The organism is Zoogloea oryzae, from assembly GCF_030161255.1.
Classification (GTDB): domain Bacteria; phylum Pseudomonadota; class Gammaproteobacteria; order Burkholderiales; family Rhodocyclaceae; genus Zoogloea; species Zoogloea oryzae.
The window spans coordinates 25,574-46,200 of record NZ_BSPX01000008.1; the positions used below are offsets into that span (position 1 = coordinate 25,574).

General features: G+C 68.0%; 23 protein-coding genes. 9 read left to right on the forward strand and 14 right to left on the reverse strand.

The annotated features are described in order from the left end of the window. Positions 1-23: 23 nt before the first annotated feature. On the reverse strand, positions 24-896 hold the full coding sequence (locus QQK25_RS04495) for a cation diffusion facilitator family transporter (RefSeq protein WP_284186867.1): 873 nt from the start codon (positions 894-896) through the stop codon (positions 24-26). A 3-nt stretch (positions 897-899) separates the two neighbouring features. Further along, positions 900-3,116, reverse strand: a complete 2,217-nt coding sequence (locus QQK25_RS04500; RefSeq protein ID WP_284186868.1) for a RelA/SpoT family protein — start codon at positions 3,114-3,116, stop codon at positions 900-902. A 114-nt stretch (positions 3,117-3,230) separates the two neighbouring features. On the opposite strand from QQK25_RS04500, the gene QQK25_RS04505 reads away from it, so the two are divergent. The 3 genes from QQK25_RS04505 (at position 3,231) to QQK25_RS04515 (ending at position 5,586) form a co-directional block, all read left to right on the forward strand. Further along, positions 3,231-4,010, forward strand: a complete 780-nt coding sequence (locus tag QQK25_RS04505; protein WP_284186869.1) for a M90 family metallopeptidase — start codon at positions 3,231-3,233, stop codon at positions 4,008-4,010. A 90-nt stretch (positions 4,011-4,100) separates the two neighbouring features. Further along, positions 4,101-4,541, forward strand: a complete 441-nt coding sequence (locus QQK25_RS04510) for a host attachment protein (protein ID WP_284186870.1) — start codon at positions 4,101-4,103, stop codon at positions 4,539-4,541. Between the two features lie 214 nt (positions 4,542-4,755). Beyond that, complete coding sequence (locus QQK25_RS04515; RefSeq protein ID WP_284186871.1) at positions 4,756-5,586, forward strand: PEP-CTERM sorting domain-containing protein; 831 nt, start codon at positions 4,756-4,758, stop codon at positions 5,584-5,586. A 44-nt stretch (positions 5,587-5,630) separates the two neighbouring features. Here QQK25_RS04515 and thpR read toward each other — a convergent pair whose 3' ends face one another. The 3 genes from thpR to ispD are packed head-to-tail and all read right to left on the reverse strand — an operon-like array spanning position 5,631 to position 7,346. After that, positions 5,631-6,158: an RNA 2',3'-cyclic phosphodiesterase gene (gene thpR / locus QQK25_RS04520; RefSeq protein ID WP_284186872.1), complete on the reverse strand. Its 528-nt coding sequence runs from the start codon at positions 6,156-6,158 to the stop codon at positions 5,631-5,633. Then, a complete protein-coding gene (ispF, locus tag QQK25_RS04525) occupies positions 6,151-6,642 on the reverse strand; it encodes a 2-C-methyl-D-erythritol 2,4-cyclodiphosphate synthase (RefSeq protein ID WP_284186873.1) in 492 nt (163 codons plus the stop codon). Before ispF ends, thpR begins: the two co-directional genes overlap by 8 nt. Next, a complete protein-coding gene (ispD, locus tag QQK25_RS04530; protein WP_284186874.1) occupies positions 6,639-7,346 on the reverse strand; it encodes a 2-C-methyl-D-erythritol 4-phosphate cytidylyltransferase in 708 nt (235 codons plus the stop codon). Before ispD ends, ispF begins: the two co-directional genes overlap by 4 nt. Positions 7,347-7,489: 143 nt before the next feature. Between ispD and QQK25_RS04535 the strand changes: the two genes are divergently transcribed. Genes QQK25_RS04535 through QQK25_RS04555 form a run of 5 tightly spaced genes read left to right on the forward strand, consistent with a single transcriptional unit; the run spans position 7,490 to position 11,981 of the window. Continuing rightward, positions 7,490-8,761, forward strand: coding sequence for an MgtC/SapB family protein (locus QQK25_RS04535; protein ID WP_284186875.1), 1,272 nt, complete (start codon positions 7,490-7,492; stop codon positions 8,759-8,761). 43 nt (positions 8,762-8,804) lie between these two features. Then, a complete protein-coding gene (amrB, locus tag QQK25_RS04540; protein WP_284186876.1) occupies positions 8,805-9,623 on the forward strand; it encodes an AmmeMemoRadiSam system protein B in 819 nt (272 codons plus the stop codon). Further along, positions 9,610-10,179: an AmmeMemoRadiSam system protein A gene (amrA, locus tag QQK25_RS04545; RefSeq protein WP_284186877.1), complete on the forward strand. Its 570-nt coding sequence runs from the start codon at positions 9,610-9,612 to the stop codon at positions 10,177-10,179. Before amrB ends, amrA begins: the two co-directional genes overlap by 14 nt. A 4-nt stretch (positions 10,180-10,183) precedes the next feature. Next, positions 10,184-11,263, forward strand: a complete 1,080-nt coding sequence (gene amrS / locus QQK25_RS04550; RefSeq protein ID WP_284186878.1) for an AmmeMemoRadiSam system radical SAM enzyme — start codon at positions 10,184-10,186, stop codon at positions 11,261-11,263. Positions 11,264-11,309: 46 nt separating this feature from the next. Further along, complete coding sequence (locus QQK25_RS04555; RefSeq protein WP_284186879.1) at positions 11,310-11,981, forward strand: dienelactone hydrolase family protein; 672 nt, start codon at positions 11,310-11,312, stop codon at positions 11,979-11,981. A gap of 55 nt (positions 11,982-12,036) precedes the next feature. On the opposite strand, the gene QQK25_RS04560 is transcribed toward QQK25_RS04555, so the two are convergent. From QQK25_RS04560 to tadA, 3 genes are read right to left on the reverse strand one after another with little or no spacing between them, the layout of a single operon-like run. Next, positions 12,037-12,462: a GNAT family N-acetyltransferase gene (locus QQK25_RS04560; protein WP_284186880.1), complete on the reverse strand. Its 426-nt coding sequence runs from the start codon at positions 12,460-12,462 to the stop codon at positions 12,037-12,039. Further along, positions 12,459-12,938, reverse strand: coding sequence for a L,D-transpeptidase (locus QQK25_RS04565; protein ID WP_284186881.1), 480 nt, complete (start codon positions 12,936-12,938; stop codon positions 12,459-12,461). Before QQK25_RS04565 ends, QQK25_RS04560 begins: the two co-directional genes overlap by 4 nt. Next, a complete protein-coding gene (tadA, locus tag QQK25_RS04570; RefSeq protein WP_284186882.1) occupies positions 12,932-13,429 on the reverse strand; it encodes a tRNA adenosine(34) deaminase TadA in 498 nt (165 codons plus the stop codon). Before tadA ends, QQK25_RS04565 begins: the two co-directional genes overlap by 7 nt. A gap of 107 nt (positions 13,430-13,536) precedes the next feature. Between tadA and QQK25_RS04575 the strand changes: the two genes are divergently transcribed. Then, positions 13,537-16,485: a PAS domain S-box protein gene (locus QQK25_RS04575; RefSeq protein ID WP_284186883.1), complete on the forward strand. Its 2,949-nt coding sequence runs from the start codon at positions 13,537-13,539 to the stop codon at positions 16,483-16,485. 24 nt (positions 16,486-16,509) lie between these two features. Here QQK25_RS04575 and QQK25_RS04580 read toward each other — a convergent pair whose 3' ends face one another. The 6 genes from QQK25_RS04580 to tsaB form a co-directional block, all read right to left on the reverse strand. Further along, positions 16,510-16,992: a TPM domain-containing protein gene (locus tag QQK25_RS04580; protein WP_284186884.1), complete on the reverse strand. Its 483-nt coding sequence runs from the start codon at positions 16,990-16,992 to the stop codon at positions 16,510-16,512. A 14-nt stretch (positions 16,993-17,006) separates the two neighbouring features. Further along, positions 17,007-17,885, reverse strand: coding sequence for a TPM domain-containing protein (locus QQK25_RS04585; protein ID WP_284186885.1), 879 nt, complete (start codon positions 17,883-17,885; stop codon positions 17,007-17,009). 22 nt (positions 17,886-17,907) lie between these two features. Beyond that, on the reverse strand, positions 17,908-18,525 hold the full coding sequence (locus QQK25_RS04590; protein WP_153159479.1) for a LemA family protein: 618 nt from the start codon (positions 18,523-18,525) through the stop codon (positions 17,908-17,910). A 109-nt stretch (positions 18,526-18,634) separates the two neighbouring features. Then, positions 18,635-19,465: a uracil-DNA glycosylase gene (locus QQK25_RS04595; RefSeq protein ID WP_438696423.1), complete on the reverse strand. Its 831-nt coding sequence runs from the start codon at positions 19,463-19,465 to the stop codon at positions 18,635-18,637. Next, entirely contained in the window at positions 19,462-19,914 is a 453-nt protein-coding gene (gene rimI, locus QQK25_RS04600) for a ribosomal protein S18-alanine N-acetyltransferase (protein ID WP_284186886.1), read from the reverse strand. Before rimI ends, QQK25_RS04595 begins: the two co-directional genes overlap by 4 nt. Further along, positions 19,911-20,609 carry a tRNA (adenosine(37)-N6)-threonylcarbamoyltransferase complex dimerization subunit type 1 TsaB gene (gene tsaB / locus QQK25_RS04605; RefSeq protein ID WP_284186887.1) on the reverse strand — a complete coding sequence of 233 codons (699 nt, stop codon included), beginning with the start codon at positions 20,607-20,609 and terminating at the stop codon, positions 19,911-19,913. Before tsaB ends, rimI begins: the two co-directional genes overlap by 4 nt. Positions 20,610-20,627: the final 18 nt, after the last annotated feature.

Below are 20,627 nucleotides of genomic sequence, written 5' to 3' on the forward strand. Positions count from 1 at the left end.
GATGCAGGCGCAACCAGTTGAATTCAGGGAAGAGGTTCGAGGTGGGTCGTCACCTCGGTGCCGGGCAACACCCCGGCCAGGGCGGATTCTATTTCGTCCAGCAGCGAATGGCCTTCGCGCACCGTCCATTCGCCCGGCACCAGCACCGTGAGCTGCACGAAGGCCGACACGCCGGCCCGCCGGGTTCGCAGATTCCGGTAGCTCACGCCGCGGGCGCGAAAGCCTTCGAGCACGGCCTCGGCGCGGGCCAGCGCTTCGGGTTCGAGGCTGCGGTCCATCAGCCCATCGACGGATTCGCGCACCAGCCGCACGGCCTCGCGGGTGATGTTGAGGCCCACCGCGATGGCGATCAGCGGATCGAGGATCAGCCAGCCAGTGAAGGCCACCAGCCCCACGCCGGCGATCACGCCGAATGATGTCCACACGTCGGTCATCAGGTGGCGCGAATCGGCCTTGAGGGCGATGGAGTTGAAGCGCTCGCCGGCCCGCCCGAGCACCCGGGCGACCACCAGATTGACCGCCGTCGCCACCGCCGACCACGCGAGGCCCCAGCCCGGCGATTCGATGTCCTTGGGCTGGATGAGTCTTTCAGCGCCGGCCCAGATGATGCCGACCGAGGCGCCGAGGATGAGGATGCCTTCAAAGCCGCTGGAAAAGTATTCGGCCTTGCCATGGCCAAACGGGTGCTGGCGATCAGCCGGCGCCCGGGTGACGATGATCATCCACAACGCGAACGACGCGCCGGCCAGGTTGACGAAGGATTCCAGCGCATCGGACAGCAGCCCGACGGAGCCGGTGATCCACCACGCAAAGGTCTTGAAAGCGATGGTCGAGACAGCCGCCGCGATCGACAGCCACGCGAAGTGGTGGCGGTCCATGCCGGTGCTGCCGGTCATCGCTCAGCCGCGCTCCACGTCGGTCACGCCCTTCACTTCGCGGATCAGGGTGAGCGCCCGCTGGATCTGCTGCACGCCCTGCACCTCGAGGGTGAAGCGCATCCGCGCCGAGCCCTTGCGGCTGAGGGTGTTCACGGCGATCACGTTGAGCTTCTCCTTCGAGAGCACTTCGGAGATGTCGCGCAGGAGGCCCTGGCGGTCCATCGCGTGCACCAGGATATCCACCGGGAACACGGCGTCCTTGGCCGCCCCGGCGCGGCCGGTGCCGCCCCACTCGGCGCTCACCAGGCGCTCCGGATGGCGCTTGACGAGGGACTGGAAGTCGCGGCACTCGACCCGGTGGATCGACACGCCACGGCCGCGGGTGACGTAGCCCTGGATCGCGTCCGGCGGCGCCGGCTTGCAGCAGCGGCCCAGCGAGGTCATCAGCTTGCCGACACCGACGATGAGGATGGTGTCGCCTGCATCGCCCGCGTGGCTCTTGCCGATGACGACCTCGGGCTCTTCGGCGGCGGTTTCGTCCGCATCGACGCCGCGCAGCGCGGTCTGGATCGCCCGCGGGCCCACCTCGCCACGCCCGGCGGCGATGAACAGCGCCTCGGCGTTCTTGAAGCCCAGCCGCGTGGCGAGCTCGTCGATGTTGGCCTGGCCGTGGCCTTCGCGCTGGATTTCCTTGACCAGCACGCTGCGCCCGCGGACCAGCATTTCCTCTTCTTCGAGGGCGCTGAAGTACTGCTTGATCTTCTGTTTGGCCCGCGGCGTGGCCACGTAGCCCTGCTGCGGGTTGAGCCAGTCGCGGGACGGCCCGCCTTCCTTGGTGGACATGATCTCCACCGTCTGGCCGTTTTCGAGGGGCGTGTTGAGGGTGACCAGCTGGCCATTGACCTTGGCACCCCGGCAGCGGTGGCCTAGATCGGTGTGCACCCGGTAGGCGAAATCGATGGGCGTGGCGCCGCGGGGCATGTCGATCACGCGGCCCTGGGGCGTCAGCACGTAGATCGTGTCGTCCAGCGAGGCGCGCTTGAACTGCTCGACCCAGTCGGCCGCGTCGGTCACCTCGTCGCGCCAAGACAGCAGGCTGCGCAGCAGCGCGATCTTCTCGTCGTAGTCGGCGTTGGTGGCGTTGCCGCTGCCTTCCTTGTAGCGCCAGTGGGCCGCGACGCCCAGCTCGGCGTGGTTGTGCATGCCGTGGGTGCGGATCTGGACTTCCAGCGAGCGGCCGTCGGCGGCATACACCGCGGTGTGCAGCGACTGGTAGTTGTTGCCCTTGGGCATCGAGATGTAGTCGTCGAACTCCTTGGGGATCGGCGTCCAGATCTGATGCACGATGCCCAGCACGGCGTAGCAGTCCTTCACCTCATGGACCAGCACGCGCAGTGCGCGCACGTCGAAGATCTGCGAGAAATCCAGCCGCTTGGCGCGCATCTTGTTGTAGATGCTGTAGATGTGCTTGGGCCGGCCATAGACGTCGGCCTTGATGCCGATGGCGGCGATCTCGTTCTTGAGGCGCGCCACCGAATCGACGATGAACTGCTCGCGCTCCACCCGCCGCTCGTCGAGCATCCGGGCGATGCGCTTGTAGGTTTCGGGCTCGAGGAAGCGGAAGGACAGATCCTCCAGCTCCCACTTGAGCTGCCAGATGCCCAGCCGGTTGGCGAGCGGCGCGTAGATGTCGAGGCTCTCGCGGGCGATGGATTCGCGGATCACGCCCGGGTGATCGGTGAAGTAGCGCAGCGTTTGCGTGCGCGACGCCACCCGCAGCAGCACTACGCGGATGTCCTCGACCATCGCCAGCAGCATCTTGCGCAGCACTTCGCTCTGGGCGCGGATCTCCGGCGCACTGGTGGAGGTGTTCATGCGGGTGATGACACGCAGGCCGTTGAGACGGCGCAGGCCATCCACCAGCCGCGCGACGGTATCGCCAAAACGCAGCGTGATCTCGTCGGTGGGATGGAGCAGCACGTCGCCCACCGCAAAGCACAGCGCGGCGATCCGCGCGTCGGCGTCGAGGCGCAGGGACGCCACGATGAGCGCCGTACCGAGGGCGTGGGGCCACACCGGCTCGCGGGTGCCAAGGCTGCGATCGGCATACAGTGCCTGGGCCCACTCGTGGGCCTCGGCAACCCGGCGGACGTCTTCGGGAAGCAATCCTTCGCTCAGCAGCGCGAGGGCGGAGGATGGGGATGCGGACTGGGAAATCGAATGCGTAACGGCGACCATGCCGACATTATCCTATAGGCTGCCGATGCAGCGTTTGATCTTGATCGTACCGGCGGTGACGGGCGGCACGCCCATCCCGCCGAAAGCCAGCCCTTCGACCAGCGATTTCCCCCGATGTTCTCAGCCTTCCGAAAATGGCGCCGGCGCCGCGCCGCCAGCCGCATGCAGGTTCCGCCCGAGCAGTGGAACCGCGTCGAAGCCCGCCTGCCCTTCCTCGCCTACCTGCCGCCCGACGAGTTGCCCACCCTGCGCCAGATGGCGCTGGAGTTCCTGGCCGAAAAGGAAGTCCACGGCGCCGAAGGCCTCGTCGTCACCGACGACATGCTCCTCTCCATCGCCCTGCAGGCCTGCCTGCCGGTGCTGCACATCGGCCTCGACGCCTACGCCGGATGGATCGGCATCGTGGTGTATCCGGGCGATTTCGTGATCCCCCGCAGCATCGTCGACGAAGACGGCGTGGTGCACGAATACGACGACGAGGTGCTGGGCGAAGCCTGGGAAGGCGGGCCGGTGATCCTTTCGTGGTCCGAAGACACGGGCGCCGTCGACGGCATCAACGTGGTGATCCACGAATTCGCCCACAAGCTCGACATGGGCAATGGCGAGGTGGACGGTTTCCCCGCCCTGCCCCCCGACATGAGCCCCGAAGCCTGGGCCGCGGCCTTCCAGCCGGCCTACGACGACTTCTGCCAGCGGGTGGACGACGGCGAGGACACCGCCCTCGACCCCTACGGCGCCGATCATCCGTCGGAGTTCTTCGCGGTGATGAGCGAGGCCTTCTTCGAGACGCCGGGCCTGCTCCGCCACGAATACCCGGACGTCTACACCCAGCTTTCCCGTTATTACCGCCAGGAGCCAGCGACCCGCGAAGGGCAGCCCGGATCAGGTGAATAGCATTGCCGAAACAATTCTTTGCTAGTTGGCCGGGCGCTGTCTAAAGTGACTAGGCCGCTGTGGCATTTCCGACAATGTGGAGAGTGATTCATGGCCATTACGTGGATTCTGGTAGCCAACGCAAGCCTCGCCCGACTGTATGCAAACTTCGGTCCCAAGCAGGGACTCAAGCTCGTAAAGGAACTCGTCCATCCCGAAAGCCGCATGAAAAATGCCGAACTGTCGTCCGATCGCGCCGGCCAGATGCAGGCCAGCGGCAGCGGCCACGGCGCCCGGGAGCAGCAGACCCCACCCAAGCTCAACGCCGCCAAGCAGTTTGCCCAGGCCCTCGCCAAAGAGCTCTACCTCGGCCGAAGCCGCAACGAATTTGCCCGCGCGATCCTCGTCGCGCCGCCGTCGTTCATGGGCATGATCAACGCTAATCTCGACGGCCCCACGGCCCAGATGATCACCGACCGCCTCGAGAAGGATTACACCAAAACCTCCGAACCCGACCTGCGTGGTCACCTCGGCAACTGCATGCTCGTTTGACCTCCCCGCGTGCTCCCTCGGGCTCCGGTGGCATGACGCACCCCGGAACGCGCATTTAGCCTGAGGGAAACACCGCGCTTTCAGGCGGATGTGATACCCGTCGCATCCGCCTGTTCTTTGCCCCAAACCCACCCGTGATCCGTGAGGAAGTGCCGCAGTCATTGTCTGCCGCACACCTATTCTCGCCGCCATCCCATCCAGTTTGGTGTGCATCATGAGAAAGAACCTCCTCGCCGGCCTCGCCGTCACCTGTGCCCTCGCCGCCCCGTTTTCCGCTTCCGCCGCCAGCGTGACGATCGACGGCAACTTCACCGACTGGGGCATCACCAACAACGGCACCACCGCCGGCTGGACGCCCAAGACCGGCATCAACTACGCCGTCGAAGACCAGAGCGACGCCATGAGCGGCTTCCTGAGCCCCGGCTGGGGCGGCCAGGCCTACGACGCCGAAGCCATCTACGTCACCTGGCAGACCAAGTCCGACGGCAAGACCTACCTCGACGTGGGCGTCGTCACCGGCCACGACCCCAGCACCGCCACCACCGCCAACAGCTACGGCCGCGGCGACATCGCCATCGATTTTGGCCGGAACGGCAGCTGGGACTTCGGCATCCTCACCGCCAACCGCAGCGCCACCCTGCTGCGCGGCGACGTGGTCGCCACCACCAACGCCAACTGGTCCACCGGCCTGTGGAGCTCGCCCGGCGTGTTTGCGCCTGAAGCCTCGCCCTACGTGACCAAGGTGGCCAGCGGCACCGACGTGGGCAACGCCAGCGTCGCGATCTCGAATGCCTTCACCAACATGGGCATCCTGGGTGGCAACCACTGGTTCTATGAAGTGGAGATTCCGGTGGATGCCTTTGGCAGCCACTGGCAGGGCATGAACCCGTCGGAAGCGTTCAGCATCCAGTGGACGATGCTGTGCGCCAACGACATCGTGGCCCTCAACGTGGCCGCCTCGACGGTGCCCGAACCTGCGATTCCTGCCCTGGTGCTGGCCGGCCTCGCCGCAGCCGGCCTCGCCCGGCGCCGCCACAACGCATAAAGACAACGCTTGAAGGATTTGAAGCCGGCAGCCGCCGGCTTTTTTTACGCCAGCGGCCAGGCGGCCAGCTGCACGTAGGCCGGGCCCGCGGGCGACAGGGTCGACGCCACCAGCGCAAAACCGGCCACCGGCCAGTCGATGGGCGTGAAGTCCGGCAGGGCAGACGGACGGGCCTTGCGCAGCAGGGTGAGATGGGGAACGAAGGCCGCCTCGCCCGCGTGGGCAAAGCCGGCACCGGCCAGCGCCTCGCGCACGTCGGCCACCAGCCGCAGGAGCTGCGGCGGGGTGCTGGAACAACCGCCCCACACAATGTGGTTGTGGGGCCAGTAGCCGAGTCGGTCGATCCGGAGCGAAAAAGCCTCGCCCCGCACCGCTGTCATCGCCGCGCACAGCGCCGGCAGGCGGCCCTCGGCCACGTCGCCGAGGAAAGCCAGAGTCAGGTGCAGGGTGTCCCGGCGCATCTGCCGCCCGCCGCAGGACTGATGGGCCGCGGTGGCAAGGCCGGACAGGCGTGTCGCCACGTCATCCCCCGGCCACAGGGCCAGGAAGACGCGGCGGGTGGATTCAGCCATCCACCCGAGCGAGCAGCGCCACCGCCTGGGCCGCGATGCCCTCGCCCCGGCCGGTGAAGCCGAGCTTCTCGGTGGTCTTGCCCTTCACGTTGATCGCCGCCGGATCGACGCCCAGATCAGCGGCGATGTTGGCGATCATCGCCGGCACATGGGGCAGGATCTTCGGCGCCCGGGCGATCACGGTGGCGTCCACATTCACCGTCTGCCAGCCGGCTGCGCGGGCCGCGGCTGCCGCCTCGCGCAGCAGCACGCGGGAATCGGCACCCTCGAAGCGCGGGTCGGTGTCGGGGAAATGCCGGCCGATGTCGCCAAGGCCAGCCGCGCCGAGGATGGCGTCGGTGATGGTGTGCAGCAGCACGTCGGCGTCGGAATGGCCGAGCAGGCCGCGGGCGTAGGGAATCGTCACGCCGCCGATGATCAGCGGACGGCCGGGAACCAGGGCATGGACATCAAAGCCCTGCCCGATGCGGAACGGAACATTCATTCTTTGCCCTCGCGGTGCTGGAGGATCCACTCGGCCAGGTGCAGGTCGAGGGGATAGGTGACTTTGAGATTGGTCGGATCGCCCCGCACGAGGCGCGGACGCAGGCCCATGGCCTCGATGGCGCTGGCCTCATCGGTCACGTGGCGGGCGCTCTCCAGGGCGCGCTTGAGCATCACGTAGCGGAACATCTGGGGCGTCTGGGCCTGCCACAGGCCGTCCCGCGCAACGGTGTCGGCGATGCGGTGGGTGCTGTCCTCGCGCTTCAGGGTGTCGGCCACCGGCACCGCCAGAATGCCGCCCACCTCGTCGTGGATGAGCTCATGCACCAGGGTTTCGATGTGCCAGGGCGCGAGGCACGGGCGGGCGGCGTCGTGCACCAGGATCCAATCGGATTCAGCGGTGTGCTCGGCGATCGCCCGCAGGCCGTTGAGCACGCTCTCGGCCCGCGACACCCCGCCGCAGAACAGCGGCACCAGGCGATCGCCGAACGGACGCCAGTCGTGGCGGTCCCATTCCTGGTCGCCCACCGACAGCACCACATAGACCCGGTCGATCACCGGCGAGGCGCACAGCACGCCGAGGGTGTGACGGATCAGGGGTTCGCCGAGCAGGGGCAGATACTGTTTGGGGTGTTCGCTCTTCATCCGGCTGCCGCTTCCGGCGGCGGGCACGATGGCGAAGCAACGGCTGGTGTGGGTTCGCATCGGCGCATTTTAACCTCAACTGCCGCCCCGGCCGCCCGGCCGGGCCCGCCACCGTGCCGGAAAACCGCATCAGGGCTTGATTCCGGGCTTCAGCTCGGGCCGTTCCTGCCGCAAAATGAACCATCGCCCCCGCCGAGATCGCCATGCTGTTCTCCCTGCCGTTTGAACCGCGCCAGCTCGAAGCCCTCGCCCTCGCCACCGCCATCGGCCTGTTGATGGGTCTCGAGCGCGAACGCCGGCCCGCAGCCCGGGCGGGCGTGCGCACCTTCGGCCTCACCGGCCTGCTCGGCGCCCTGTCGGCGCTGCTGGCCGAACTGCTGACCACGCCTGCCTTCATCGTCGCCGGCTTCGTGCTGGTGGCGGTGATGATCATTTCGGCCAACCTCCGCCAGGCCGAGCCCGACGACGATCCCGGCACCACCTCGGTGATCGCCCTGCTGGTGTGCTACAGCCTCGGCGCGATGGTGTGGCTGGGCCACGGGCGGCTGGCGGTGATGGCCGCGGTGGGCTCGACGATGCTGCTCTATTACAAATCGGAGCTGCGCGGCGTCGCGGCCCGGCTCACCGCCCAGGACTGGCGCTCGATCCTGCAGTTTTCGGTGCTGTCGCTGATCGTGCTGCCCATCCTGCCCAACCAGGGTTTCGGCCCCTACGAGGCGATCAACCCGCATCAGGTGTGGCTGATGGTGGTGCTGATCGCCGGGGTCAGCCTGGCCGGCTATGCGGCGCTGCGCTTCGTGGGCGCCCGCTACGGCGCGCCGCTGCTGGGGCTGCTGGGCGGGCTGGTGTCGAGCACCGCCACCACGATGGTGTTCGCCCGCCACGCCCGGGAAAACCCGGCGATGGCACCCACCGCCACGCTCGTCATCCTCCTCGCCAACCTCATCATGGTGGTGCGCATCATCGGCATCGCCTGGGCCTTGTCCCAGTCGGTGGTGCCGCTGCTCGCCGTGGGGTGCAGCATGGCGGTTCTGATCGGCGGGGTGGTGATCGCCTTCAACTGGCGTCAGCTGGCGGGCCAGAGCGCCCTGCCGGTGCCGGAAACCCGCAACCCGACAGAACTCCGCGCCGCCCTCGGTTTCGGGCTGCTCTACGCCGGCGTGCTGCTGTGCGCAGCCTGGCTGTCGGACATCGCCGGGCGCGGCGGTCTTTACCTGCTGGCCTTCGTCTCCGGGCTCACCGACGTGGACGCCATCACCCTGTCCACCCTGCGCCTGCTGAGCGTGGGCAAGCTCGACGCCGCGCCTGCCGCCGTGGCGATCCTGCTGGCGATGCTGGCCAATCTGGCGTTCAAGTCGACCCTCGCCTTCACCCTTGGCGGCAGCATCCTCGGCCGGCGCGTCGTCGGCGGAATGCTGGCCGTGGGCGCTGGAATCGCCAGCGGCATCGCATGGTTGGCACACACCTCCCTATAATGGGATCAAGGTTCGCCCAAAGCATTCAAGGCAAGAGGAAATCATGGCTCAAGCGTCACAGCGTCTGCCCGCCGTCGCCGGACTGTTCTACCCGGCCGACCCCCACAGTCTCCACGCCCAGATATCGGGCTACCTGGCTGGCGCGATGCCCGCCGAGGTCGTGCACTCGCCCAAGGCCATCATCGTGCCCCACGCGGGCTACATCTACTCCGGCGCGGTGGCCGCCAGCGCCTACGCCGAGCTCGTCCTGCGCCGCGACGTGATCCGCCGGGTGCTGATCCTCTGCCCGACCCACCGGGTCGCGGTGCGCGGGATGGCCGTCCCCGCCGCCCAATCCTTCGTCACGCCCCTGGGCGCCGTCGCCATCGACCGCGCCGCCTGGCTTGCCGCCCGCGAGCTGCCCGGCGTGCTGGTGGACGACCGCCCCCACGCCGAAGAGCACGCCATCGAAGTCCAGCTGCCCTTCCTGCAATCCACCCTCGATCACTTCGAGATCCTGCCCATCGCCGTCGGCCAGGTCGATCCCAAGCTCGTCGCCCAGCTGCTCGAAACTCTGTGGGGCGGCCCCGAGACGCTGATCGTCATCAGCTCCGATCTGTCCCATTACCACCCCTACCGCCAGGCCCAGTGGCGCGACAAGGCCACCATCGCGATGATCGCCCAGCTCGACCCGCATCTGGACGGCGAGCAGGCCTGTGGCGCCGGCGCCATCAACGGGTTGCTGATCGCGGCCCAGCGCCATCATCTCGCGCCCCACCTGCTTGATCTGCGCAACTCCGGCGACACCGCCGGCGACCGCGACCGGGTGGTCGGCTACGCCTCCCTTGCCTTTGCCGAAGACCGCAACCATGCCCAGCACTAACACCCCCCTCGGCCGCGTCCTCCTCAGCCAGGCCCGCAAGGCCATCGCCGACGCACTCGACCTGCCCGCCCCGGCGACCTTCGACGACCCGCAGCTGGCCGAGCGCGGTGCCACCTTCGTCACCCTCACCATCGATGGCGAGCTGCGCGGCTGCATCGGCAGCCTCAACGCCCACCGGGCGCTGGGCATTGATGTGGTCGAAAACGCTCGCGCCGCAGCCTTCTCCGACCCGCGCTTCCCGCCCCTGTCGGCCGACGAGTTCGACAAGGTGCGCGTCGAGGTGTCGCTCCTCAGCGCGCCCGAGTTCCTCGAGTTCCGCGACGAAGCCGACGCCCTCGCCCAGATCCGCCCGGGCATCGACGGCGTGATCTTCTTCAACGGCTGCCAGAAGGCCACCTTCCTGCCCCAGGTGTGGGACCAGCTGCCCGACAAGGCCAGCTTCATGGGCGCCCTCAAACAGAAGGCGCGGCTGCCGGTGGATTTCTGGGGGCCCAACGTAATGATCGCCACCTATCAGGTCCAGAAGTGGCGCGAGGCATCGCACAACCCGGAGTGACGCCATGACCGACCATCCCGCCCGCTACTGGCATCCGCTGCCCGACGGCCGCCTCCAGTGCGACCTGTGCCCGCGGGATTGCCGGCTCCACGAAGGCCAGCGCGGCGCCTGCTTCGTGCGCCAGATGGTCGGCGGCACGATGGTGCTCACCACCTACGGGCGCAGCTCCGGCTTCTGCATCGACCCCATCGAGAAGAAGCCCCTCAACCACTTCTACCCGGGCAGCAGCGTGCTGTCCTTCGGCGCCGCCGGCTGCAACCTGGCCTGCAAGTTCTGCCAGAACTGGGACATCTCCAAGAGCCGCGACATGGACCGGCTGATGGATTCCGCCGGCCCCGCCGACATCGCCGCGGCAGCCGCCCGCCACCACTGCCGCAGCGTCGCCTACACCTACAACGACCCGGTGATCTTCGCCGAGTACGCCATCGACACCGCCCTCGCCTGCCGTGCGCAGGGCATCGCCAACGTGGCGGTCACCGCCGGCTACATCCACCCGGACGCCCGGCGCGACTTCTTTGCGGTGATGGACGCCGCCAACGTCGATCTCAAGGCCTTCACCGACGACTTCTACGTCCACCAGTGCGGCGCGCACCTCACGCCGGTGCTCGACACCCTCGCCTGGCTCCACCACGACACCGACGTGTGGGTCGAGATCACCACCCTCCTGATCCCCGGCCTCAACGATTCCGACGCCGAGATCACCCAGCTCAGCCAGTGGATCGCCACCGAACTGGGCCCGGACGTGCCGCTGCACTTCACCGCCTTCCACCCGGACTACAAGCTCGACCAGATCCCCGCCACGCCGCCCGCCACGCTCACCCGCGCCCGGCGCATCGCCCGGGACGCCGGCCTGCATCATGTTTACACCGGCAACGTGCATGACCCCGACGGCAGCTCCACCTACTGCCCCGGCTGCGGCCAGGTGGTCATCGAGCGCGACTGGTACGCCATCGGCACCTACCGGCTCGACGCCCACGGCGCGTGCACCGGCTGCGGCACCCCGATTGCCGGGCGCTTTGCCGACTTCCGCGGCGCTTTCGGGCCGCGCCGTGTACCAGTGCACATCCACGCCCAGAACGGGTGACGCATTACCTTGTCCACCGGCAAGGGCCCATGCGATCGTCCCGCCCATGATGAAACTGCGCCACACCGAACTCAGCATCCCCGCCGGCCCTGTCTGGCTGGAAGCGCTCCAGGCCCACGCGCCGGACAGCGCCGGGCTGATCGTCATCGCCCAAACCGCCGTGGGCAACCACCGGGAATCCCGCGAAGCCCACTTCGCCCAGCGCCTGCAGGACGCCGGCTTCTCGACGCTGATCTTCGACCTGCTCACCCGCTACGAAGAAAGTCGCGACCCGGACACCCGCTACAACACGCCGCTCCTCGGCCAGCGCATCAACGCCCTGTTTGAATGGCTGCGCCACCAGCCGCCGCTTGTCGAACTGCCCATCGGCCTCACGGCCAGCGGCACCGGCAGCGCTGCCGCCATCCGCGCCATCGCCCGCGAGCCCGAGATGATCGGCGCCTTCGTGTGCCGCGGCGGACGACCGGGCCTCGCCGGCATCACGCCGCTACGCCAGGTCGCCTGCCCGACCCTGATGATCGTCGGCAGCCACGACGAGAACCTGCCCAACGTGCGCCAAGCCTTCGACCTGATCGGCGGCCGCAAGACGTGGCGCTCTATTGCCGGCACCGACGAATTCTTCCGCGAACCCGGCGCCCTCGACGCCGCCGCCACCCTGGCCATCGAGTGGTTCCGCGCCCATCTCGAACGCAAGCCGGCCCAGCAGGGCGCAGCCTGAAGCTGCCGAACGCGTTGCTTTTAAAACCAATTTTGTTTTATTCGAAACAAACGATTTAAAGGCTGCGGCTCATCGTCCGGTGGGGCAAGCCGGCTTCTTCGTATTCCTCGCCTTCCGGCACAAAGCCGAAGCGCGCGTAAAAGCCCAGCGCGTGGGTCTGGGCATTGAGCACCACCCGCGCCATGCCACGACGCTTCGCCTCGTCGATCAGCGCCTGCAGCAGCAGCGCGCCGACACCCCGACCGCGCCAGCCGGCCAGCACCGCCATCCGCCCGATGTGGCCGTCGGGCAAGAGCCGGCCGGTGCCGATGGCTTCATCGCCCGCCAGCGCCAAGGCGTGGCACGACAGCGGATCGAACTCATCGAGCTCCAGCTCGACCGGCACCTTCTGCTCATCCACGAAAACCGTGAAGCGGATCGGCGAAGCCTGAGCCGACAGCTCGTCCCAGCTACCCAACCGGACCGTCAACGCCGCGCTCACGCCAGGATCTCCACCGGCGTGCCGGCCGGCACCAGATCGAACAGCTCGGCCACCTCGCGGTTGCGCATCCGCACGCAACCGATCGAAAGCGGCACGCCCATCGGCTCGGTGTCCGGCGTGCCGTGGATGTAAATGTAGCGGCGCATGGTGTCCACGTCGCCGAGGCGATTGACGCCCGGCTCCTTGCCCGACAGCCACAGGATGCGGGTGAGGATCCAGTCCCGCTCGGGCATCTGCGCACCCACCTCGGGCGTCCAGACTTCGCCGGTCGGGCGCCGGCCGCGGAAGGCCGCACCGATGGGCTGGCCGGCACCGATCTTCGCACGCACCACATGCCGCCCGCGGGGCGTGCGGTGGCTGCCAGTTTGCTCGCCCGGGCCATTTTTTGCGGTGGAGACCAGATAGCGGCGGATGCACGCGCCATCGTCGCCGATGAGTTCGAGGGTCTGGGTGGGGATGTGGATTCGGATCAGCACGAGGGGGGCTCTCCCGCCGGTTTCTTGCGTCGGGCGGCAAAAAAACCGGACAAAAGTCCGCCGCAGGTGTCGGCAAGCACGCCTCCGGCCACCTCGGCGTGATGGTTTAGGCGTGTCTCACCGAAAAGATCGATTACGCTACCAGCGACACCCGTTTTGGGGTCGCTGGCGCCAAAGACCACCCGGGCGATCCGCGCATGCATAATCGCCCCTGCACACATGACACATGGTTCAAGGGTGACGTAAAGTGTGCAGCCGGGCATGCGATAGTTCGCCAGTGTCGCGGCTGCGTCGCGCAGGGCCATCACTTCCGCATGGGCCGTCGGGTCGTGCCGTCCGATCGGCTGGTTGAAACCGCGGCCGACGATCTGCCCGTCGGGCGCAACGATCACGGCGCCGACCGGCACTTCGCCGCAGCGGCCAGCCTCCTCGGCAAGATCGAGGGCAAGGCGCATGAATTGGGCGTCCGCTTCGGGACATGTAGGGGTCATGGTAAGGCTGAAACCGGCTCTCGGATCAAAAAAGACAGATTTTAAAGCACCAACGTGGAAACGCCCGCCCTGACAGCGATGACGGTAATCCCCACTGGAAAGGTCCCATGATTTCCGACCCAGGCCGCGAACCGATGCTCGACTCGCCCGCCACGCAAACCGTCACATCGCCATCGGCCGGCCAGGCCGGCGGCGCGCTGCTGCGCGCCCATCCGGCCGCGCTGGCGGCACTCTACGCGGTGGCCGCCACGGTGCTGATGACCATGGCGGAGCAGCTCCTCCCTGCCAGCCTGTCGTGCTACGCAAGCGGTTTCCTGATCGGGCTCACCGCCATCCTGTTGTTCGTCCTGCGCTCCCCCTCCCGGGCCACCCCTGCCCCCGCAGTCATCCAGCCGCTGGTCGCCACCGCACCACCCCCCGCTACCGAATTCGGTACCGGCCCCCTTCCTGCCGATCCCGACCCACTGTTCCGCGAAGCGCTGAAGGACGTCCGGCACGTGCTCTACCGCTTCAACCCCACCCACGAGTGCTACGACTACATCTCGGACTGCGCCGAGAGCTGGCTTGGCACGCCGATCGACGCACTGTGCGCGCCGGGTGGCTGGCATCACTTCGCCCGCCGCGTGCCCGCCGACGACCTGGGCCGCGTCTGGGCGCAGATCGGCGACGCCCTCAGGACGCCAGGCACCGAGCCCATCGGCATCACCGTCGAATACCGCCTCGAGACCGCCGCGGGCGAAGCCCTGTGGGTGCGCGACGCGATGACCCTGCTGCGCAAACCCGACGGCAGCCTCCGGGCCATCGTCGGCAACGCCACCGACCACACCGCCGAACGCGCCACCCACGAATACCTGCAGGTCACCCTGCGGAGCATCGGCGAGGCGGTGATCGCCACCGATCCGCACAACCGCGTCACCCTCATGAACCCGGTGGCCGAGGCGCTCACCGGCTGGAGCGAAGACGAAGCCCGGGGCCAGAGCCTCGCCACGATCTTCCACATCGAGGATGACGCCGACGGCCACACCCGGCTCATCAACCGCCGCGGAGAAGGCCGGCCGATCGCCCACAGCAGCGCGCCCATCCGCGTCACGCCCCACGACACCGCCGACGCCACCACCCTGGGCGAAGTGCTGGTGATCCGCGACCAGGCCGCCGAACACGCAGCCCACCAGGCCGTTGTCGAGCAGCAGGCCCGCTACCGGGCGCTGGTCGAGAACGCGCCGGTGGGCATCTTCCACTACGGCAGCGACCTGCAGATCAGCTACTGCAACAACCGGCTGGCTGAAATCCTGCACTCCTCGCCCGAGCAGCTGCAGGGCGTCGATCTCCACTCCCTCGGCGACGAAGCCATCCTGTCGATCCTCCAGCGCGCCCTCGCCGGCCAGCGCGGCGCCTACGACGGGCCCTTCGTCACCCCGCTGTCCACCGACGTCCACATCCTGTCGATCCGCGTCGCGCCCGAGTTCGACGCCACCGGCGAAGTGATCTTCGGCGGCGTGGGCATCGTCGAGGATCGCACCGCGTACCTCGAAGCCGAGGAGCAGCTGCGCGACACCAAGGAGCGCTACGTCCTCGCCCAGCGCGGCACCAACGAAGGCCTGTGGGACTGGGATCCGACCACCCGCCACCTATACCTGTCGTCACGCCTGCTGTCGCTGCTGGGCCTCAAGAGCGACACCCTGCGCACCACCGGCGAGGAATGGCTCAAGCTGATCCACCCGGACGACCGCGCCCGCTACCGGGCCGACGTGATCGCCCACCTGCGCGGCGAGACCGATCATTTCGAATCCGAATACCGCCTTGCCGACAAGGACGGCAAGTTCCACTGGGTGCTCGCCCGCGGCCTCGCCCACCGCAACCAGCAGGGTCGCGCGGTGCGCATCGTCGGCTCGATCGGCGACATCACCGCCCGCAAGCTCGCCGAGGAACAACTCAAGGCCGAGCGCGACTTCTCCCGCGGCCTGATCGACAGCCTGCCGGCGCCCTTCTTCCTGTTCGACCAGCAGGGCCGGCTGGTGCTGTGGAACCGCTTCGTCTCCGAACTCACCGGCCTGCCCGACACCGAACTCCAGAACGCCGAGGCCGAAACCCTGGTCATCCCCGAGCAGGAGCCGGTGATGGCCCATCGCATCGAATCCGCGCTGATCTCCGGCGAAGCCTCGGCCGAGGTCATGCTGCGCCGCGTCGACCGCGAGCCCGTGCCCTTCCTGGTGGTGGGCCGCCGGGTCATCCTCGACGGCAGGCCGCACATCGTCGGCGTCGGCACCGATCTCACCGAGCGCAAGTTCGCCGAGCGCGCCATCAAGCGCCTCAACACCGAACTCGAACGCCGGGTGGCCGAGCGCACGTCGCAGCTCAGCGCGGCGCTCAACGAGCTCGAGAGCTTCAGCTATTCGGTGTCCCACGACTTGCGCGCGCCCCTGCGCGCCATCGAAGGCTACAGCGCCATCCTCGGCTCCGATTACGGCGACAAACTCGATGAAGAGGCGAAGGAGCTGCTCCGCCGCGTCCGCGCCGCCGTGCATCGAATGGGTCAGCTCATCGACGACCTGCTCACCCTGTCGCGGGTCAGCCGGAAGGAGCTCGAACGCCGCCCGGTGGACCTCACCCAGCTCGCCCAGTCCATCTGCGAAGAGCTCCGCCAGCAGGAGCCGACCCGCGAAGTCCTCATCGACATCGCCCCCAACCTGCAGGTCGAGGGCGATCCGAGCCTGATGCGCACGGTGCTCGAGAACCTGCTGGGCAACGCCTGGAAGTTCACCGGCCGGGTCGAACACCCCGCGATCCGCTTCGAGGCCACGGTGCACGAGGGCGTCGACGCCTTTGTGGTGCGCGACAACGGCGCAGGCTTCGACATGCGCTACCGGGAAAACCTCTTCCGGCCGTTCCAGCGCCTGCACTCGGATCGGGAATTCCCGGGCACCGGGATCGGGCTGGCCACCGTCGCCCGCATCGTCCGCCGCCACGGGGGCGAAGTGTGGGCCGAAGGCGAAGTGGGCAACGGCGCTTCGCTCTATTTCAGCATCGGCCAGACGCCGTTGCTTGGGAGCAGCTGAACCCGCCGCTGGCGGGCCTTAGCCTTAAAGCAGGATCGGGCGATCCGGCAGTTCGTTGGGATTGTCGGGCCGGGCCGGGAAAGGCCCCGCGAGAAGATCGCCCACCGCGCGCACAGCTTCCACCGACCCCTCGCCAAAACGCCCGTCACGGAAGGCCGCCTCCATCGTGCGGCACACGCGCTCCCAGGCGGCCTGGGGCACGCGCCGGGCGATGCCGCGGTCGGCGACGATCTCCACCTGGCGGTCAAGCCACTGCACATAAATCAGCACGCCGGTGTTCTCTTCGGTGTCCCACACCCGAAGGCGCGAGAACACCTCCACCGCCCGCTCACGGGCCGTGGCGTCGCGCATGAGCTCAGGCAGATCCAGCCCTGCCTCAACGGCAAAGCGGATCTCGCCCCGGTGGCACGCTTCGGACGCCGCAACCGCCGCGTCGATGGCAGCCATCACGTCCGGCGTAAACGTACGGCCGAGCACCCATGAGGGCGTGAAGAGATGACGAAGCACACGTCCGATCCGCATCACCAGCCTCCCGACGCGCCGCCGCCGCCAAAACCGCCACCACCGCCCGACCAGCCGCCGCCACCTCCGCGACCGCCGAATCCCCCGCCAAAACCACCACCGATGGTCGGCCCGCCGCCGATACGCCCTGCACCACCGCTACCGGCAACCAGCGAGAAAATGAACGCCAGCACCGCGCCCACCGCGCCCACCAGCAGCACGCTGGTCAGCGTCCAGGCGCCAACCCCGACGATTCCGGCCGCAATGGTCGAACCCAGCAGACGGCCAAAGATGGCCTTCAGCACGCTGCCGACGACCAGCGTGAAGATGATGCCGAGCACCAGCGCCTCTTCCAGCCCCATCTGCTGGTCATCGGCGCCAGCGTTGGGCGTGGGCGCAGGCAGCGCCTCGCCATTGATCCGGGCGACCAGCGCCGCAACGCCGGCCTCGATGCCACCCGGGAAATCCCCGGCCTTGAAACGCGGCGCCACCACCTCGGCGATGATCCGCTTGGCGATGGCATCGGGCACCGCGCCTTCCAGCCCGTAGCCAACCTCCACGCGCATCCGCCGGTCGTCCCGGGCGACAACGAAGAGCACGCCATCGTCGACGCCCTTGCGCCCCAGCCGCCAGGCTTCCGCCACGCGCAGGGAATAGGACTCGATGGGTTCGGGTCGGGTCGTGGAAACGATGAGCACCGCCAGCTGGGCGCCCTTGTCCTTTTCCAGCTGGACAAGCTGCGACTCCAGCGCCTGCCGCCGGTCTGCGGGCAACAGGCCGACGGTGTCTGTGACATGGGCGCTGAGCGCCGGAAGGGGCTGCAGCTCCTGGGCAAAAGCCAGCCCGAAAAAACCGAGCCACAGCCCGGCCACCAGTCCGATCACGCGCGCCAGCGCCACGGCGGGATACGCCTTGCCGGGCTTACTGAGCCGGCTTTGCCGGAGCCGCCGGCGCGCCGAAATTGACCTTGGGCGCTTCGCTGATGGCGGCTTCGTTCTCCACCGAGAAGTTGGCCTTCGGTTTGGCGCCGACCACCATCGCGGTGAGGTTGTTGGGGAAGGTGCGCACCGTCACGTTGTAGTCCTGCACCGCCTTGATATAGCGGTTGCGGGCCACGGTGATGCGGTTCTCGGTGCCTTCGAGCTGGGCCTGAAGGTCGCGGAAGTTCGCGTCGGCCTTGAGGTTGGGATAGTTCTCGGTCACCACGAGCAGGCGCGACAGCGCACCGGAGAGGTCGCCCTGGGCCTTCTGAAACTTGGCCATGGCTTCCGGATCATTCACCAGCTCCGGCGTCACCTTCATCCCCGCCACGTTGGCGCGGGCTTCGGTTACCTGGGTCAGCACTTCCTTTTCGTGGGAGGCGTAGCCCTGGACGACCTGCACGAGGTTCGGGATCAGATCGGCCCGGCGCTTGTACTGGTTGAGCACCTCGGACCAGGACGCATTGACCTGCTCGTCGTTGATCTGGATCTGGTTGTAGCCGCAGCCCGACAGGAGCAGCAGCGAGAGGATCATCGACAGGAAAAGCTTGATACGCATGGTGTGTCCTCGTCAGTAATAAGTGTCTGAAGCCAAAGCCCGATCAACCATTTTAGCGACTCGGGATAAACCCAAGGTACCGCCCATCCGACGCCATCAAATCTTGCAATCAGACTGCATCGGCCTTCAGACGTTTCATCGTCGCCCGGGCAAAGCACAGGTCTTCCCAGGCCTTGGCCTTGTCAGCCAGATTACGCAGCAGATACGCCGGGTGGTAGGTGACCACCACCGGGATGCCGCCGAACTCGAACAGCTTGCCCCGCGCTGCGGCGATCCGGACTTCCTGGTTGAGCAGCGCCTGGGCCGCCGGACGGCCGAGGGCGACGATCAGCCGCGGCTTGATCAACGCGATCTGGCGCTCGAGATACGGGAAGCACGCCGCAAGCTCGTCGGTCTCCGGCGTGCGGTTGTTGGGCGGACGGCACTTGACCGCGTTGCCGATGTACACGTCGTTGCCCCGCGCGAGGCCAATGCTCGCCAGCATGTTGTCGAGCAGCCGGCCCGCCTGGCCGACGAAGGGTTCGCCACGCTCGTCCTCCTCGGCGCCCGGCCCCTCGCCCACGAAAAGCCAGTCCGCCTGCCGGTCGCCCACACCGGGCACCGCCTGCTTGCGGCGCTTGCACAGGGCGCAGGCGTCACACTCGCGGATGCGCGCTTCGAGATCATCCCAGCCCAACCCGGCGATATCGCCGGCAGGCGCCAGACGTCGCGCCGGCGCTTCGGCGGGTGCGTCGGCAGGCAGCGCGACGGGCGGGGCAAACCGCGCCAGCGGCACCGGCCTGGATGCAGGAGCCGGCGCAGAAACGGGCGCGACGACAGCCGGCTCGGGCACAGGCGCGGGTGGTTCGGGTTGTGCTTCCTCGACCGGTTCGGCCCCACGCAGCCGCCACAGGGGTGCCAGCCCCATCTCCCGGAGGATCGCGTCGCGGCGTCGGTTCACAGGGGCAGCCTCATCACCAGCGCATCCTCGCGACCGCCTTCCGCCGGGTAGTAGCCCTTGCGGCGTCCGATGGTCTCGAAACCGGCCCGCGCGTACAGCGCCAGCGCCGCAGCGTTGGACGGGCGCACTTCAAGAAAAAGCTGGGTCGCGCCCGCGTCGCGGGCGGTGCCGGCCAGATGATCGAGGAGCCGCCGGCCAAGCCCACCCCGCTGACGATCGGCCACGACGCTAACGTTGAGGATGTGGGCTTCATCGATCACCCGCATCAGCACCGCATAGCCCACCGGCACCGGGCCATCGAGCATCATCCAGCAGCTGTAACCGGCCGACATGGAATCGGAGAAATTGCCTTCCGACCACGGAAACGGGTACAACAGGCGATCCTGGGCGGCAACCCAGGCCAGGTCGGATTCCTGCATCGGCACGAAGCGAAAATCGCCAACGGTCATGCCTTGCCACCGCGGGCGAGGCGCTCGGCCGTGGTCATCGCCACCTTGTCGCGCACGTAAAGGGGTGCCGCCAGCGCCGCGTCGATGGTCTCGCCACGGGCAAGACGCACCGCAGCCAGTCGGGCCACGCTCGAGGCGAGCGGCACCGGCGAGGCGTCGAAGCCCGTCAGGCGCTCGCCGACCGCCGGCACGAGGGTGTCGCCATAGGCCTTGAAGGCCGAGCCGAAACCGAACCATGCGCCTTCTGCCGGCAGCCGCACCTCGCCCGGCGCCGCACAGGCCGGCGCCATGCGCTCAACCAGCTGGCCGTCGCGACGCTCGTAGGCGGCAAAGTAAACCTCGGACATCCGCGCATCCACGGCAACGAAGATTGCCCCGGACTCATCCGCGCACTGGCTCGCCAGCGCTTCCAGCGTACCCACCGGGATCACCGGCTTGCCAGCGCCCATTGCCAGCCCCTGCACCACGCCGCAGGCCAGCCTCAGACCGGTGAAGGCACCGGGGCCGGCGCCAAAGGCAATGGCGTCCAGATCGGCCAGCCGAGCGCCGGCATCGGCAAGAAGGCCGAGGATTTCGGGGAGAAGGGTTTCGGAGTGGCCGGGGCGACCGGCAACCGACCGCTCGCTGATGCGTTCACCGTCGAGCAGGGCGACGGAAGCGGTTTCGGTGGAGGTTTCGATGGCGAGGATTTTCATGGCCCGCGCATTCTACCG